Genomic DNA, 14,870 nt, shown 5'->3' with positions numbered 1-14,870 from the left:
AGCCTGTGGCAGATGCGCGGGTCGACCCTGGTCGGGAGCCTCACCTGGGATAGCGGGCGCCTCTGCGGTGTGGGGCTCATTGTGGGCTCTGCAGAGAGGAAGCAAGCATCGGTCTTGTAGTGATGGGGGTTCTGTGACTTTCGTACGGGGATGATGCATCCCCGTACTGCATGACGTGATTTTCAAGGGTTTGGGTAGTTGCATACACAAGATTGGGTGATAGCCTTCGGCGGTCGATATGGGGGTTACCGTGGGCCAGTTGCTACCGAAGCAGGTGAAAGAGCTATCCGAACCAGGCGTCTATCAGGACGGCCGCGGCCTCATCCTGCGTGTGGCCAAGACCGGGGCCAAACGCTGGATCTTCAGGTTTTCCTTCCAAGGTCAGCGGTATGACGTGGGGCTGGGTGGCTATCCGGCGGTGTCGTTGAAGCAGGCCCGGCTTGAAGCGGACCGGCGCCGGCTGAAGATCGCAGAGGGCGCGCCTGAGTTACCGGGCCGGCGATCGCCTGCGGCTCAATCGCCGGCCGCCGGACCCGACCTCTTCGAGACCCTGGCCAGGCAGTACATAGCCACCCACGGCTCGTCGTGGAGCCACGACCATCACCGTCAATGGGTTAGCTCCATGGAGCGCTATGTCTTCCCGGTTCTTAGTCGCCGGCCGGTCGCCGAGATCGATACCGACCTGGTGCTGCAGGTGCTCCGCCCGATCTGGGACAAGATCGAGGTCACCGCCGCGCGCATCCGCAACCGCATTGAGTCGGTGCTCGATGCCGCCCAGGCACTGGGTTTTCGCGAAGGTGCCAATCCGGCTCGGTGGCGTGGCCACCTCGACAAGCTGCTGCCCCGCCACGATCGCAATGTCACGCACCATCCAGCGGCGCCGGCGGAGAGCTGTCCATCCGTGCTGCATCGCCTGGATTCCCTGGACGGTCCAGCCGCCCGTGCAGCGGAGCTCCTGATCCTCACGTCGCTGCGCAATGCCGAGGTTCGCGAGGCACGTTGGGCGGAGTTCGACTTCGACGCCAGACGCTGGACCATCCCGGCTGAACGCATGAAGCGAGACAAGGAGCATATCGTGCCCCTGACGGACCGGATGCTGGAAGTGCTTGAGCAGCAGAAGGGTCAGCACGAGACCTGGGTGTTCCCCAACGCCCGCGGTAAGAAACCACTGCCGGGTAACGCGATAGGCCGGGCGCTGCGGAAGGTCAAGCTTGAGGGAGCGGTCCCGCACGGCTTCCGCTCGACGTTTCGTACCTGGGCGGCAGAGACCACCTCACACCCGAGGGAGATTTGCGAGAAGGCGTTGGCCCACAGTATTGGCTCCAAGACTGAGGCCGCCTACAACCGGGGGCCATTACTCGAAAAGCGGCGCGCACTGATGAGCGACTGGGAGACATTCTTGGCGATGCCGGAGCTGCCGGGCTCGGAGGCCGTTGCGCCAGGACGCCTGCAGGACGCCTAGCGTTATCTGTGAGGGCGAAGCGCTCCCGAAGCATGGAAGCTAGGACGCCTCCAGGACGCCTCGGCCATAGACCCTTGGTGATGCCAGCTAGCGTAGGACGCCCCCAGGACGCCTCGGTAATAGATCGTCGATGGTGCCGGCCAGCGTAGGACGCCCCCAGGACGCCTAGGCCATAGACCCTCGATGGTACGCGCCAGCGCAGGGCGCCCCGAGGATACTCATTGGAGTTCGATGAGAAAACCAGCCACCAGACGGCTGGCCTTGCTATCCCCGCCCGTTGATGGAGGTGTAGCAAGCGTAATCGTTACGCCGATCGAAGCAGGGGCATGGATTCCTGAGAGACCAGAGCGCGAACGAGCTGATCGCCGGCCGGGTAAAGCGCGACAATCTCGCGGCGCTCGACGTCCTTGTAGTCCAGAAGCTCTAACGCCGTAAGGTATTCCGGCTGATTCAGCCCAAGCTGCTTCATGATCTCGTGTGAGCTGTAACCCCAATTGGTCAGCTGCTGGATGTTCAGGGCAAGCGCCAGGAGTTCTTCGGCTGGACGATCGGACATCGCAGCGTCATTCACATCGCAATGGAATCGATCTTTCACCACGGATTGCGAGCAGTACGGGCAGGTAGACTTGTTGGTGCTGGTTAGGGCGACATAGGTGAGCTGGCAGCACCGGCAAGCACGCATCACCAGGTCTTTGGAGCGGTATTCACGTGCCACGACCCATGCTTCGTCGATGGAGAGGCACTCGGTCGGCGTGAAGTTCAGCGCCTCTCGATAGCCCAAATACGACTGGTGCGCAGCGATCACGGCTTCGACGTCGACACCCAAGAGCGGCTTACGAGCCCCGCGGAGATAAGCACCCATGAAAAGAGCCGCCTCGATCACGCGAGCCTTGCTGGCCAGTATGCGCGACCCCAGCGGCAGCGGGCCCGAACCGCCCCTGCTCACCACGTTCAGCCGCTTACGGGCGCTCGTCACCTGCTTAGCAGTCAGCTCGGTGTGCAGGGTGATGATGGTGCAACGGAAGCCGGCTTTGACCATCATGTCGATTAGAGCGGCGTTATCCATTTCGTGACATCTCCGTAGTTTGTAGAGTCGAGGTCAGGCGTGCAGGAGACGCATGAATCGGTGAAGGACAGGTTCTGGATAGGGCTCCACACGCTGCCGCAAATGGCCGTCGCGTACGACGAACTGAATGCGACCCAGCGCTGCGATCTGGCGACGCTGCGTCGGAGAGGCGGTGAGCAGCCAATCCGCGTCGCTATCCTTCAGGTTCCAGTAGATTTGCGTTTCCATCTTGCGGTCCGACAGGCCCTCGCGGATCTCACCGAGCACCCCTACGACCTGGACAACGCTCTTCGTATTTAGAAGGTGCCGCTCCGCGTTACCGTCCTCACGATGAAGTAGGACGACTCGAAAGGCGGAAGCGGGCAGCTGGCTGAGCCTGCGAATGTCGCGGTCGGTAGCTGCTTTAAGCCAGGCGGTGTCTTCGGTGCTGATATCGAAGAAGCGGTGAAAAGCAGGGTCTTGTTCCCTGGCCCATTCACGCGCCATCTCCAGCAAGGTTTCGTCGGTCCCGCTGTTCATCACGCGTCTCCGTTGCTTTTCTTGAGAAGGATTAGCCGGCGCCAGACGCGCAGCACATCTTCGCCATAGGCTCGGGCAACGCTTGCTAACGCGGGATTTGGGGTGTGATAGCGACCAATGGCGAGCGCGATATCGCCCCCCTGCTGCTTGAGGAATTCACAGAACGTCGAGACGGCTACTCGGACATTGGTGTGCAGATCCAGCAGCTCGGAAGGATCGGACACACGATGCCCATTCCAACGCACGCTCACCTGCATGGCGCCGACTGCAATCATCTTTGTCCTGGAAAGAGCCTCCGTCAGAAGATGCTCGGCCTCAGCGCGGCTAGCCGGATGAAAGCCTTTTCCATCGATGTTGAGTGCGTAGGGATTAGGGGCAACCATCCGACCGGCATACTGCTTCGATTCGACCAGAGCCATGGCATAGAGCAGTTCCGGCGCAGGACGGCATTGCCCAATAGCCGGGCGATCCCAAACGGTTCCGTCCAGATCCAGCGCAAATGCCGTTTTCATCGGCAACGCGAGGAGCAGAGCAGCACCCAGTTTCCTTACCGCGACCCAGTGACTCATGAACCTAACCGCCCGACGTACTTTGACCCTAAATGATGGTCACTATTTTCGGCTGTGGTTCACATTTCTTCAACGACACATTTGACAGATGGTGGCCTGCGAGAATGACCGGTACGCAAACGGCGACGGGCGGTATACAGTGTTAAGGAACTGTTAAGCTCATCACAGATCATCTAGCGCAATAAGCGAATTATGGCGCCTGATAGTTGACAGTCAGGCCGAGGAGGTAAGCGCCAAATACATAAAATTGACGCATTGATGACCGGTTTAAGGGTCAGATTTGGCACCAAGCCATCATAAGGAATGGTGTAAATAAAAAGGTCGTAAATGGTTGATACTTACGCCATCCAATCCATCCTTTCCGATCAAGACGATAATAAACCGGGAACCTCCATCAGTAGGAATGAACCACTATGCATTACACCCCCGATGCTATTTCGCACGAAGCGTTCGTACGGCGGGTCGAAGCGTTGCGCAAGGACCGCGGAATAAATGTTCCTAAGCTCGCGGCCTTACTGGGCGAGGCTGAATCCACCATCAAAAACATGCTGTACAAGAAGACGACTCCCAACCGGGATCGGCTCGTGGCCATGGCTACGGTGCTCGAAACCACGGTCGAGTACCTCGCTACGGGCTACGGGCCTGCGGACCACCATGATGGGTCTCCTGTCTCGCTCATCGTCCGTAGCCTCCACGAGCTGGCGCAGGAGCAGGGTTTTTTCCCTGCGGATGAGATCAGTCGCCCCATCAGCTCCCACCTCACCAGCCTCACGTTGCCGCTGCCGTATATCCAGCAATACGGACTATCCGCTCAGCACACCCGGGCGGCCCAGGTCGAAAATGACGTCATGGCACCCTTCGTTGAGCGTGGCATGACCATCCTGATCGATGTGGCCGACCGTAAACCGAGCGAGGGCCTATTTATTGTGGTGCACCACGGTTCAGCGCTAATTCGCAACGTTTCTCTGACCAACGCTGGCTTCATGCTCATGACGTCGCAAGAGATGCACACTGCTATTAAGCTGGATATTGGTCCTTCAGACCCCACCGATCCGCTGCAGCCACGGCTGTTGGGGCGGGTGAAAGCGAAGTTTCGAATGGACCCTCTGTAACCCTGGGTTCCTGCACCTGATTTCGCCCCCGCCTTCCCGGCCCGCAGGGCCACCTATGCCCAGGTCCGCTATCCCGTCATCGCGGTATTGAAGCTAGGTCTTTTCCGAGCGAGCGGAACGGAGTTGTTCGATTTGCCGTTCGTTTCTGCCTTATTGAGCACCTCCGACTCTGGGGTGCCGGCCACGGGAGCCGGGACCTCAGCCTCTATAGGCGCCCCAGATGCCGGGGCGCTATTGATCGGGCGATCGTTCGAAAACTCTGGCTCATGGTCTTCGGGCAATTTTCCAGCCGGCTGCTGGACCGAGTTCGAGGCTGGCGGACGCCCAGCCGCTTGCTCGTACAGCAACCCGATCTGCGCCAAGTCCAGCAGCCGCTTCACACGTCGACGTTCGGGTAGGGATGTGAGCTCCGCCAGCAACGCAGGCGCCGTCCCGGTTTTGAATTTGACGTTCAAGCGAAGCTTGAGCTCATCATCGTGATCGCTCATATCCTCTCCCTTATTGATGCTGCAGCCAGTAGCCATAGGCATTCGAGATAATGGGTCGGTCGGCAGTGATCACCTTGGAGAGGGGAAAGATCTCCTCTGCGGCTGCTTGGTAGAAACCGCCGCCGCCGCCTCCCATGAGTACGAAGTCGATCGCCTCGCCCTCCAGGAAGCGCATCTGCTGCTTCATGTTGCTCAGGGCCTTGGGGACAACGGTCGCAACAGCCTGGTCGACGAAGGGCTTGAGCTCCACCTTGCTGCCGTACAGCTGGATGTAGGGCTTGCCACGCTGCAGCGCAATTTCGATCTTGTCTCGGCCAGGTCCAGGGCCACCAAATTCACGGGCGATAGCCTGGTTGATCGCCTCGAGGAGCGCGCTCATGGCCTCCATCGACGAGTCACTGGAATCCCGAACGATATCCCCGCGACGGAACACCACCCAGTCGACTGAAAAGAAGCCCGGATCAAGGACCAGGATGACGCCCTCATCCAAGTCGTCAGTGGCCTCGTAGGTGCTGTAGATGTAGTTCAGCGTCCCGACCGGCTGAGGCAGTACCGATACCTTGTGAACCTGGATCTCGCGCTGCGGGGCGACCTGGTGGGTACCGGTCAGCTGCGCTGTGAGCCGCTCAACGAGCTGGGGCTGGCGCATCTGGCTGACAGGTAAGCCCGTGATGAGGTGATCGATCTCGTTGCGCCCCTCGCCACATGCCTCACTGATCGATGCATTGAAGAGCGCACGATAGGCCTTGGAAGCCGGATAGTCGGCGTGCAGCTCGCGCGTTACGCCGGCGCGGCCGGCGCTCAGAAATGCTGCCCAGGGCTCGCCATCCAACTGCACGTAGTGTTCACCTTCCTTGAGCGTGGCATTGCCGTTCAGGGAGTGGAGCGGCGCTGCTTGGGCAGGGCGAATGGATTGTGTGGGGTCTGCCGCGTCAGCGTACCCGTCGACACGCTTAACGTTGGAGTAGCCGATGTCGAGGCCTACTACGAAGGCAGGCGCGGTGTGATTCTTTCGGGTCATAGGTCTCTCGAATAGCGTCGCTGATGAGAGCACGGCTCAGGCGTCCTGCAGGACGCCTGAGCCGTGCTGTGTTATCCAAAAGCGATGTCACCTGATCGTCAGGCGTCCCTGGGGACGCCTCGGTCGTCACCTCAACTGCCACAGCTGAGGCCAGGCGTCCTCCAGGACGCCTGGCAGGGCGGCGGAATGAGAAATCCTGACCCTCAGGCGTCCCTGGGGACGCCTCAGTCGTTACCTCAACCGCCGCAGCTGAAGCCAGGCGTCCTCCAGGACGCCTGGCGGGGCAGTGCAAGCTGGCGCACATCGCTCGAGGCGTCCTCCAGGACGCCTCAGATACAGCGTGCCACCGCCGGCCACTCGAACAGCCTCAGATTCCCCCCCTCAGCAGGGTGGGATTGCGCGCTATGACCTCGAATGCACTGGCTTAATCAGTAAGCGAAGGGGCGGCTGTGGCCAGCGCCTGTCGCTCCCAAGGGCGACTCAAAAAGCCCATTACTAATCACCATCTAAACGGGTTTGTTGAAACGCCCTTCCCGTAATGCAAATAAAAGCGTTTTGCTGAAATTATGGCTGAAACGTACTTACACCAGTCGTTTTCTTATAGTTAATGACAATCTAAACGGGTTTGTTGGTGAGGAAAAAAAGCACGCATGGCAATGGTCCATTTCTTAGTATTACTGACAATCTAAACGGGTTTGTTGGTATGGCGAGAAATTAGAAAAGCATGCGCAAGATTGTGCCAGAACGCTTGAAATGGAGGTTAAAGAGGTGGCTTAAGCCAGAAACCAGGCCTTCCGGGGCAATCAAAAAAGCGTATTACTAATGACAATCTAAACGGGTTTATTGCAACGCCAGCAATCTAATGCCAATAAAGGCGTTTTGCTGAAATCCTGGCTGAAACGCGCCTACACCAGGCGTTTTCTTATAGCTAATGACAATCTAAACGGGTTTGTTGGAGAGAAAAAAAGCAGACATGGCAATGATCAATTTCTTAGTACTACTGACAATCTAAACGGGTTTGTTGGTATATCAAGGAACTGGAAGAGCACGCGCAAGATTGTGCTGGGGGCCCTGAAAATGAGAGCTGGAACCTCCAGCAGCGGCTTGCGAATGGCGCCGAGAACACAATAGGTATTGACCATACGGACGTTTAGGTTGTGATCCGAGATACAGACAGCTGTTGCTCGGCCTATCCGCTTATTAGTAATGACAATCTAAACGGGTTTGTGGTCAGCGGCTAAAAATGGCCTGCTAGTCGTCTTGAAAAAAGGGCTGCAGGACTAATGACAATCTCAACGGCATTATTGCTAATAGATAGGTGATAACAATGTACGACTTAGCTACCCCCCGACCTGATGGGCAGCGGATTCACGACAATTTCCAGCAGGCGATCGGGGCTATGGAAGACATCCGTCAGACCGTGAAAGCTGAAGCGCTTCGGCTGCGCGATGAATACTTCGCTGCCGCCAAGCAGCGCTCGGGGGGCAAGATCATCTATCGCCTCATCGACGTACGGGATAACGGCAAGGGGGCGATATCGATCGTCTGGTGCAAGGTCTACTTCTACGACGGCCCTGGTGATAGCAAAAAGCAAGGTCGCCTACCGATAGCCAAAGGTCAGGGCTCGGTGTATGCGCCAGGGCCTGTCACCCGCGGTATGGATCACTGGTTCGTTGAGCTCTTCCAGCTCTATGAACCGCAGCTCGCGGTACTTCGAGACCAGATGCTGTACGCCTCGAAAATTCGCAAGCTGCTGGTCCAGCAGCAGCGCAAGGCGCAGTCGAGCATGCTGGGGTCGCCCCTTGCATTTCCGGAAACGGGGGTAGCGTAGGGACATCAACAACGGAGAACGTCCCCCTATGCATCGCCCACCTGAAATGGATCAACCCATCATCGTCGACGCGGTCGATCTCGATCTCTGGGCTGACCTGTACAAGGACAGCCAGGCGCCCGTCACGCTATCCGAATTTCTGCAGCAGCCTTATCTCTACCTGAAGCAGGCTGGCTTGCCGGTTTCCTCGGAGGCGACCCGAGAGGCCTATCCGGTGACTCTGCCGGTACGGAAAGAGGTCGCGCGGCAGATCCAGGACGACTGGGCCTGTCAGCAGCAGGCCCAGCAAAGCCGGCAGCAGGCACGGCGCCACCTGACGTTGATTACCTGCACGCCCGGCTAACGCGGGCCGTCCGGCTGGCAAACTGGAAAGGGGCCGGCAGCTTGCTGCCGGTAGCAGGCGCTGATCGATGCTGCGGAGGTTTCAAGGTGCTGCGTTTGGACGAAAGTTTGATCGGGCGCCCTGACCCGGTAGGAACTGCGCCATAGGCGACCCGCCGTGAATGCCATGCTTTCCTTGACAGTGTTGAGGGACAGTTCGGTGGCGATACGATCCAGTAGTGCACGTACGGCGGTAGGTGCTGCATTTGTGGGCACGGCCTTCGGCATCGTTTGCGAAGGATCCCGGTGGGTCCATGCGGCGCAGCAGGGCCTCCTGCCGGCTGACCTCTTCGCACCGTTCGAATCGCATCCTGTGATTGTCTTGGCGATGACGGCGTTATCTGTCAGTACGCTTCTGCCCGGGTGTGTGCTCATCGGACGTCGAGCCAACTGAGGGTCTCCTGGCCGTCCGCCTCGTATCCCGGCGGCTACCGTGACTCCTTGTCGGTATCCGCCTCACGCTCGTGACCCTGTGTAAGATTCTTACACCCACTTCCTGTGGACGCCTCCCTGCCGTCCGTCGCTGTCAAGCTTGCTGGATCGTTCCTCCCTGATTACTGTCTATTTATACAGTAACCCTAAAGGAGGCCATTCCATGTCCATTTCTCCCCGTATCCCTCGTCTCTGTCACCGCTGTCCCGATCGCTCTGTTGAGTACCAGAAGGTCATGGCGTCAGGGATTGAGCAGGTGGGCCGCTATGGACATGCTTGGTGATGAGCAGGACAGCTTTGAACAGCAGCAGTCCCTGTTCCGTCCCACGGAGCTGACGTACTGCCGCAACCTCGTTGATCTGCTGACTGAAGAACTGGACCAGGTACGTCAGTGCTTGGGGCAAGCCCAGCGCGCTAATCGTATTTTGGTCGCTGAGCGGGATGTCCTGACGGCTGAGGTACAGCGCCACCGACTGCGCTACGTCCAATTCGTCCAAGAGGAAAACCAGCGCCACGTGCCCCGGGGTGACCGGCTCATTCCGGACGACCGCGACGATCCCCTCTCGCGTGCCCAGCGTCATATCCTGCGCCTGGAGTCGATGAACTCCGTCCTGCATGCAGATCTGTTCAAACTGCGTGCGCAGCTGCAAGTCATGCTCACCGAGCGCGGCAGCTCGCCGTCGGCGCCGACGGGGGTGCAGCATGGATAACGCGGCCACCAATGTCGTTGCGCTCGACTCTCTGCTCGACAGTCGCCGTGTGTGGCGCGGGCAAAGTCCGCATGTGGACGACGCCAGCACGCAGCCAACCGGACACTCGGCGCTCGATGCCCAACTGCCGCTCGGCGGGTGGCCTGATGCAGCGCTTACCGAAATCCTGAGCGCTCGACCGGGCCTGGGTGAGCTCACGCTCGTGTGGCCGACATTGGCACGCCTCACTGCCGCCGGCGAACGCGTTGTGCTGATCGCTCCCCCGTATCTGCTCTACCCGCATGCCTGGCTGCAGGCCGGCGTCGACCTCGGCCGGCTGAGCGTCATCCAGGTCCAAGGCAAAGACGTGCTGTGGGCCGCAGAGCAGTGCCTGCGCTCCGGTAGCTGTGGCGCGGTGCTCTGCTGGCCCAGCCGTGCGGACGATCGCGCGCTGCGCCGGCTGCAGGTGGCTGCAGAGACCGGACAGACCCTGGCATTCGCGTTCCGCCACCAGCGGGAAGCCGTCAATGCTTCACCGGCGGCGCTACGCCTGGTGCTCGAGGGCTCGCCTCAGCAGCTTCGAGTGCTCAAGTGCCGTGGCGGCAATCCACCGGCGACGGCGCTGGCGCATCGGGTCTGGCATTGAGGGACGACTGCCATGAAATGGGCCTGCATCTACTTCCCACAGTTCGCGCTGGACGGTGTGCTGCGCAATTGTCCTGACCCGGACGAACCCCTGGTACTGCTCCACGGGCCGATACAACGCCGGATCATCAAGGCGGCGAACCCCGCGGCGTTGGCGCTTGGGCTCCGGCCGGAGATGACATACACCGCTGCCCAGGCGATCTGCCCTCAGTTTGCGACGGTGGAGTACGACGAAGCGGCGCTGAGGCGACAGCATGAGCTGCTGGCGGCGTGGGCGTACGGGTTCAGCTCCCAGGTGAGCCTGCACTTCGCCGACGCCCTGGTGCTCGAGGTGCAGTCGAGCCTGCCACTCTTCGGGCCCTGGCCAAGATTTGAAGCGCGCCTGCGCCAGGAGCTCACGGCGCTGGGCTTCGGCCACCGGATCACCCTGGCACCCAACCCAGTCGCCGCCCGGGTGTTGGCCAACGCCGGTGGCAGCCTGGTCGTGCGCGACGATGCGGGCCTTGCCAGCGCTATGCGCACCCTGCCGGTGGCGCTTCTGGACTTCGAGCCGGAGATCGTCCAGGCCTTGAGCCGCATGGGGCTTCGGCAGCTCAGCCAGGTGTTGGCGCTGCCCCGGGCGCAGCTCGCCCGGCGCTTTCCGCTGAGTCTGCTCAATCACCTCGATCAGATGCTGGGCAGCAAGGTCCTGCCCCTGGAGTTTTTTCTGCCCCCGACCACCTTCAGGCTGCGGATCGAGCTCAACTTCGAAGTTGAGTCGACTCAGGCCCTGCTGTTCCCGCTGCGCCGGCTGACCTCGGACCTGGCCACCTACCTGGCCGGCCGGGACATGGGCGCCCAACGCTTCACCCTGCGGCTGGAGCATAGGGAGGCGCCGACCACGGAGGTGGTGGTTGGCTTACTCGCCCCGGAGCGTGACCCTGCGCTGCTGTTCGAATTTGCCCGGGGCCGTCTGGAGCCCACCCAGGTGGTGGAGCCGGTACTCGCGATCGGCCTGGTCGCTGACGAACTGCCCTCGTTCGTCCCTCAGCACCGCGGCCTCTTCGATGAACGTCCGCAACAGACGGTGAGTTGGGAGCAGCTGCGCGAGCGGCTGCGGTCGCGCCTAGGCGATGAGGCGGTGTATGCGATCGGCGCCCAGGGCGACCACCGGCCGGAGCGGGCCTGGCGACGCGATACGCCTTCGCTGGGGCTCCAGGCATTGGGACCGAATCGGCGGCCAGGGTGGCTGCTACCGGCGCCGGAGCCCCTGGATGTCGATCATTCACGGGTCCTGAGCGGGCCTGAGCGGATCGAGAGCGGGTGGTGGGACGGTGCGGATGCCCGTCGGGACTACTACGTGCTTGAGCTCGCCGACGGACGCACGGCCTGGGCCTTCAAAACGCCGATTGAAGGGCGCTGGTGGGTACAGGGGTGGTTTGCGTGACACCGCGCTATGCGGAGCTGCATTGCCTGTCGAACTTCAGCTTCCAGCGCGGTGCCTCCAGCGTCGATCAGCTGTTCGAGCGGGCCAAGGCCATGGGCTATGAGGTGCTGGCTATCACTGACGAGTGCACTCTCGCCGGCATCGTGCGCGCCTGGCAGGCGTCGGAGAAGCACGACGTCCGCTTGATCGTAGGCGCTGAGTTCCAGGTGGCCCAGGGGCCTAAGCTGGTGCTGCTGGTGGAAGACCTGCAGGGGTACCAGCAGCTGTGCCGACTGATCACCCTCGCGCGCCGGCGGGCGGACAAGGGCAGCTACCGGCTGCTGCGAGAGGACCTCGACCAGGTCGCCGGCCTTGTCGCGCTCTGGGTACCGGATCGGCACGCAGAGGCGGAGTCGGTGCGTTGGTTGCTGGAGGTATTTCCCGGTCGGCTGTGGATCGCCGCCGAGCTCCACTTCGATCAGGACGACCAGGTACGGCTGCAGCAACTGCAGGGGCTCGGTGTGGCCCTGTCGCTGCCGCTGGTGGCCGCTGGCGACGTACACATGCACTGCCGCGGGCGTCGGGCCCTGCAGGACACCATCACCGCGATCCGCCATCACGTCCCGGTGGCCGAGGCCGGTCAGCTGCTCTTCCCGAATGGGGAGCGACACCTGCGGACCCGTGAGGCATTGGGGCGCTGCTACCCGCCAGAGCTTCTGGAGGAGACCCTCCGCATTGCCGAGCGCTGCACCTTCAGCCTGGCCGAGCTGCGCTACCAGTACCCGAGCGAGGTAGTGCCGGAGGGACACACGGCCACCAGCTGGCTGCGGATGCTGACCGAAGAGGGCTGCGCCTGGCGCTGGCCCGAAGGCCTGTCTGTTCGGCTGCGCGCGCAGATCGAAAAGGAGCTTCAGCTGATCGCCGACAAGGCATACGAGAGTTACTTTCTAACGGTGCACGACATCGTCCGCTTCGCACGGCAGCAGGGGATCCTCTGCCAGGGGCGCGGCTCGGCCGCTAACTCTGCAGTCTGTTTCGCCCTGGGCATCACTGAGCTGGACCCGACCCGGATCAACCTGCTGTTCGAGCGCTTCATCAGCCACGAGCGCGATGAGCCGCCGGACATCGACGTCGACTTCGAGCATGACCGCCGTGAAGAGGTCATCCAGTACATCTTCCGCCGCTACGGCCGGCAGCGCGCCGCGCTCACCGCGGTGGTGTCCACCTATCACGCCGCGGGCGCTGTGCGGGACGTGGCCAAGGCCCTGGGCCTGCCTCCGGATCAAATCACCGTGCTGGCGGACTGCTGCGGCCGCTGGACGGACAACCTGCCGCCACCAGAGAGACTGCGCGAATCGGGCTTCGACCCTGATAGCCCCCTGCTCCACCGGATCCTGGTGCTCACCGGCGAACTGATCGGTTTCCCGCGGCACCTGTCCCAGCACCCGGGCGGTTTCGTCATCGCCGACCAGACACTGGACACCCTGGTGCCGGTCGAGAACGCTGCCATGGAGGGCAGGACGGTGATTCAGTGGGACAAAGACGATCTCGACGCGATGGGCCTGCTCAAGGTCGACATCCTCGCCCTGGGCATGCTCAGCGCCCTGCGCCGGTGCTTCGACCTGGTGAGGGGCTACCGGGGTGAGGAGCTGACCCTGGCCACCGTGCCCCAAGAGGACAAGCCGACCTACGCCATGATCAGCCGCGCCGATACGCTCGGTGTGTTCCAGATCGAGTCACGCGCCCAGATGGCCATGCTGCCGCGGCTGAAGCCACAGACCTTTTACGACCTGGTGATCGAGGTGGCCATCGTCCGGCCGGGCCCCATCCAGGGAGGGATGGTCCACCCGTACCTGCGTCGACGGACGGGGCAGGAAGAGATCAGCTACCCGCCGGAACTCGAGCGCGTCTTCGGCCGAACGCTGGGTGTCCCATTGTTCCAGGAGCAGGTGATGGAGCTCGCCATCCTTGCCGCCGATTACACCCCGGGCGAGGCAGATCAGCTGCGGCGCAGCATGGCGGCCTGGAAGCGACATGGGGGCCTTGAGTCGCACCGGGAGCGGCTCACCTCGCGCATGCTCGCCAATGGCTACACCGCCGAGTATGCCGCGGACATCTTCCGCCAGATCGAGGGGTTCGGCAGCTACGGCTTTCCCGAGTCCCACGCGGCCAGCTTCGCCCTGCTGACCTACGCCAGTTGCTGGCTCAAATGCCATGAGCCGGCGGCCTTCGCCGCGGCGCTGATCAACTCCTACCCTATGGGCTTCTACAGCCCCGACCAGATCCTTCAGGACGCCCGGCACCACCGGTTGCAGACCCTGCCGGTGGATGTGACCTGCAGCGACTGGGATTGCAGCCTCGAGGCTGTCGCGGATAGCCCGCAGCCGGCGATCCGGATGGGCCTGCGGATGGTGCGCGGCCTGGCCGAGAAAGCAGGGCGCGCCGTTGAGCAGGCCCGCCGGCAGCGGCCATTCCGCGATGTCACTGAGCTGTGCCTACGGGCAGGCCTCGATGCCAAGGCCCGGGAGTGCCTGGCGGATGCGGGAGCCTTGAAGGGCCTGGCAGGGCACCGCTTTCAAGCACGATGGGCCATGGCCGCGATTGAGCCGCAGCTGCCCCTATTCGCTGAGGGCGCGGTCGTTGAGGAGGAGATCCAGGAGCTGGTCGCCCCGACCGTGGGTGAGGACCTCTATTCGGACTATGCCTCCCTGGGTACCACCCTGGGTCCTCACCCGCTCACCTTGCTGCGGCCGGAGCTGTCGGCCCGGCGGTTGATGAGCTCGCATGAGCTGAAGGAGCGGCGTCATGGGCAACCGGCCCGGGTTGCTGGCCTGGTTGTAGGCCGGCAGCGGCCGGGCACCGCCAGCGGCGTGACCTTCGTGACGCTGGAAGATGAGTACGGGATGGTCAACGTGGTGGTGTGGCGAACCCTGGCAGAGCGCCAGCGGCGGGAGCTGGTGGCGTCACAGCTGCTGCGAGTGGATGGAACGGTAGAGACGCGCGATGGCGTGCTGCACATTGTGGCCGGCCGCTTGGAGGACATCAGCGAGCTGCTGCAGGGTCTCGATACGCGAAGCCGAGATTTTCATTGACCGGATCTTCGAGTGGGCAGGTCTTGGATCGGCAGAATGAACGGTGATGTGGCGCCGGAGGGGATGCTTCAAGAGCGGAAGTATACCGGCTGGGATACTTCCGCTATACCGACTGGCGCGGGGTGTCTCCAGGGCATGCGAATCTTGCTTGCCCTGGT

Annotated in this window: 13 protein-coding genes; 8 read left to right on the top strand and 5 right to left on the bottom strand. The window is 61.8% G+C overall.

What is annotated here, in order from left to right:
• The first annotated feature begins 250 nt into the window (after positions 1-250).
• Positions 251-1,462 carry a site-specific integrase gene (locus DBY63_RS17655; protein WP_256594432.1) on the top strand — a complete coding sequence of 404 codons (1,212 nt, stop codon included), beginning with the start codon at positions 251-253 and terminating at the stop codon, positions 1,460-1,462.
• 304 nt (positions 1,463-1,766) lie between these two features.
• On the opposite strand, the gene DBY63_RS17650 is transcribed toward DBY63_RS17655, so the two are convergent.
• Genes DBY63_RS17650 through DBY63_RS17640 form a run of 3 tightly spaced genes read right to left on the bottom strand, consistent with a single transcriptional unit; the run spans position 1,767 to position 3,616 of the window.
• A complete protein-coding gene (locus DBY63_RS17650; protein ID WP_007162484.1) occupies positions 1,767-2,528 on the bottom strand; it encodes a FlhC family transcriptional regulator in 762 nt (253 codons plus the stop codon).
• Between the two features lie 33 nt (positions 2,529-2,561).
• Positions 2,562-3,047 (bottom strand): hypothetical protein, encoded by a 486-nt coding sequence (locus tag DBY63_RS17645; protein WP_077172104.1) that lies wholly within the window; start codon positions 3,045-3,047, stop codon positions 2,562-2,564.
• On the bottom strand, positions 3,047-3,616 hold the full coding sequence (locus tag DBY63_RS17640) for a lytic transglycosylase domain-containing protein (protein WP_244898791.1): 570 nt from the start codon (positions 3,614-3,616) through the stop codon (positions 3,047-3,049). The genes DBY63_RS17645 and DBY63_RS17640 overlap by 1 nt, the downstream gene beginning before the upstream one ends.
• Positions 3,617-4,029: 413 nt before the next feature.
• Here DBY63_RS17640 and DBY63_RS17635 point away from each other — a divergent pair, with 413 nt between their 5' ends.
• The gene (locus DBY63_RS17635) at positions 4,030-4,728 is read left to right on the top strand and encodes a helix-turn-helix domain-containing protein (protein ID WP_074585301.1); all 699 of its coding nucleotides are present in this window, start codon (positions 4,030-4,032) and stop codon (positions 4,726-4,728) included.
• A gap of 68 nt (positions 4,729-4,796) precedes the next feature.
• Here DBY63_RS17635 and DBY63_RS17630 read toward each other — a convergent pair whose 3' ends face one another.
• Together DBY63_RS17630 and DBY63_RS17625 are read right to left on the bottom strand one after the other, a co-directional pair.
• The gene (locus DBY63_RS17630) at positions 4,797-5,216 is read right to left on the bottom strand and encodes a hypothetical protein (RefSeq protein WP_108576356.1); all 420 of its coding nucleotides are present in this window, start codon (positions 5,214-5,216) and stop codon (positions 4,797-4,799) included.
• Positions 5,217-5,226: 10 nt separating this feature from the next.
• Positions 5,227-6,237, bottom strand: coding sequence for a ParM/StbA family protein (locus tag DBY63_RS17625; protein WP_074585299.1), 1,011 nt, complete (start codon positions 6,235-6,237; stop codon positions 5,227-5,229).
• Positions 6,238-7,564: 1,327 nt separating this feature from the next.
• Between DBY63_RS17625 and mobI the strand changes: the two genes are divergently transcribed.
• From mobI to DBY63_RS17595, 6 genes are all read left to right on the top strand, one after another.
• On the top strand, positions 7,565-8,068 hold the full coding sequence (gene mobI, locus DBY63_RS17620) for a conjugative transfer protein MobI(A/C) (RefSeq protein WP_108576357.1): 504 nt from the start codon (positions 7,565-7,567) through the stop codon (positions 8,066-8,068).
• Positions 8,069-8,096: 28 nt separating this feature from the next.
• Positions 8,097-8,411 carry a hypothetical protein gene (locus DBY63_RS17615; RefSeq protein WP_108576358.1) on the top strand — a complete coding sequence of 105 codons (315 nt, stop codon included), beginning with the start codon at positions 8,097-8,099 and terminating at the stop codon, positions 8,409-8,411.
• 736 nt (positions 8,412-9,147) lie between these two features.
• Positions 9,148-9,591, top strand: coding sequence for a hypothetical protein (locus DBY63_RS17610; protein WP_077172100.1), 444 nt, complete (start codon positions 9,148-9,150; stop codon positions 9,589-9,591).
• Positions 9,584-10,216, top strand: coding sequence for a translesion DNA synthesis-associated protein ImuA (gene imuA, locus DBY63_RS17605; protein WP_007162493.1), 633 nt, complete (start codon positions 9,584-9,586; stop codon positions 10,214-10,216). Before DBY63_RS17610 ends, imuA begins: the two co-directional genes overlap by 8 nt.
• A gap of 12 nt (positions 10,217-10,228) precedes the next feature.
• Complete coding sequence (locus tag DBY63_RS17600; protein WP_108582478.1) at positions 10,229-11,641, top strand: DNA polymerase Y family protein; 1,413 nt, start codon at positions 10,229-10,231, stop codon at positions 11,639-11,641.
• Entirely contained in the window at positions 11,617-14,712 is a 3,096-nt protein-coding gene (locus tag DBY63_RS17595) for an error-prone DNA polymerase (RefSeq protein WP_177411473.1), read from the top strand. Before DBY63_RS17600 ends, DBY63_RS17595 begins: the two co-directional genes overlap by 25 nt.
• Positions 14,713-14,870: the final 158 nt, after the last annotated feature.

This window comes from Pseudomonas sp. RIT411 (genome assembly GCF_003057735.2).
GTDB classification, from domain to species: domain Bacteria; phylum Pseudomonadota; class Gammaproteobacteria; order Pseudomonadales; family Pseudomonadaceae; genus Chryseomonas; species Chryseomonas oryzihabitans.
The sequence above is the reverse complement of the archived record's forward strand: the minus strand, read 5'-3'. Positions and strand labels throughout refer to the sequence as shown.

Excerpts from the sequence above, each read along its gene's own strand:
- DBY63_RS17650 (WP_007162484.1), bottom strand. The coding sequence starts at position 2,528 with ATGGATAACGCCGCTCTAATCGACATGATGGTCAAAGCCGGCTTCCGT.
- DBY63_RS17645 (WP_077172104.1), bottom strand. The coding sequence starts at position 3,047 with ATGAACAGCGGGACCGACGAAACCTTGCTGGAGATGGCGCGTGAATGG.
- DBY63_RS17640 (WP_244898791.1), bottom strand. The coding sequence starts at position 3,616 with ATGAGTCACTGGGTCGCGGTAAGGAAACTGGGTGCTGCTCTGCTCCTC.
- DBY63_RS17635 (WP_074585301.1), top strand. The coding sequence starts at position 4,030 with ATGCATTACACCCCCGATGCTATTTCGCACGAAGCGTTCGTACGGCGG.
- DBY63_RS17630 (WP_108576356.1), bottom strand. The coding sequence starts at position 5,216 with ATGAGCGATCACGATGATGAGCTCAAGCTTCGCTTGAACGTCAAATTC.
- DBY63_RS17625 (WP_074585299.1), bottom strand. The coding sequence starts at position 6,237 with ATGACCCGAAAGAATCACACCGCGCCTGCCTTCGTAGTAGGCCTCGAC.
- mobI (WP_108576357.1), top strand. The coding sequence starts at position 7,565 with ATGTACGACTTAGCTACCCCCCGACCTGATGGGCAGCGGATTCACGAC.
- DBY63_RS17615 (WP_108576358.1), top strand. The coding sequence starts at position 8,097 with ATGCATCGCCCACCTGAAATGGATCAACCCATCATCGTCGACGCGGTC.
- DBY63_RS17610 (WP_077172100.1), top strand. The coding sequence starts at position 9,148 with ATGGACATGCTTGGTGATGAGCAGGACAGCTTTGAACAGCAGCAGTCC.
- imuA (WP_007162493.1), top strand. The coding sequence starts at position 9,584 with ATGGATAACGCGGCCACCAATGTCGTTGCGCTCGACTCTCTGCTCGAC.
- DBY63_RS17600 (WP_108582478.1), top strand. The coding sequence starts at position 10,229 with ATGAAATGGGCCTGCATCTACTTCCCACAGTTCGCGCTGGACGGTGTG.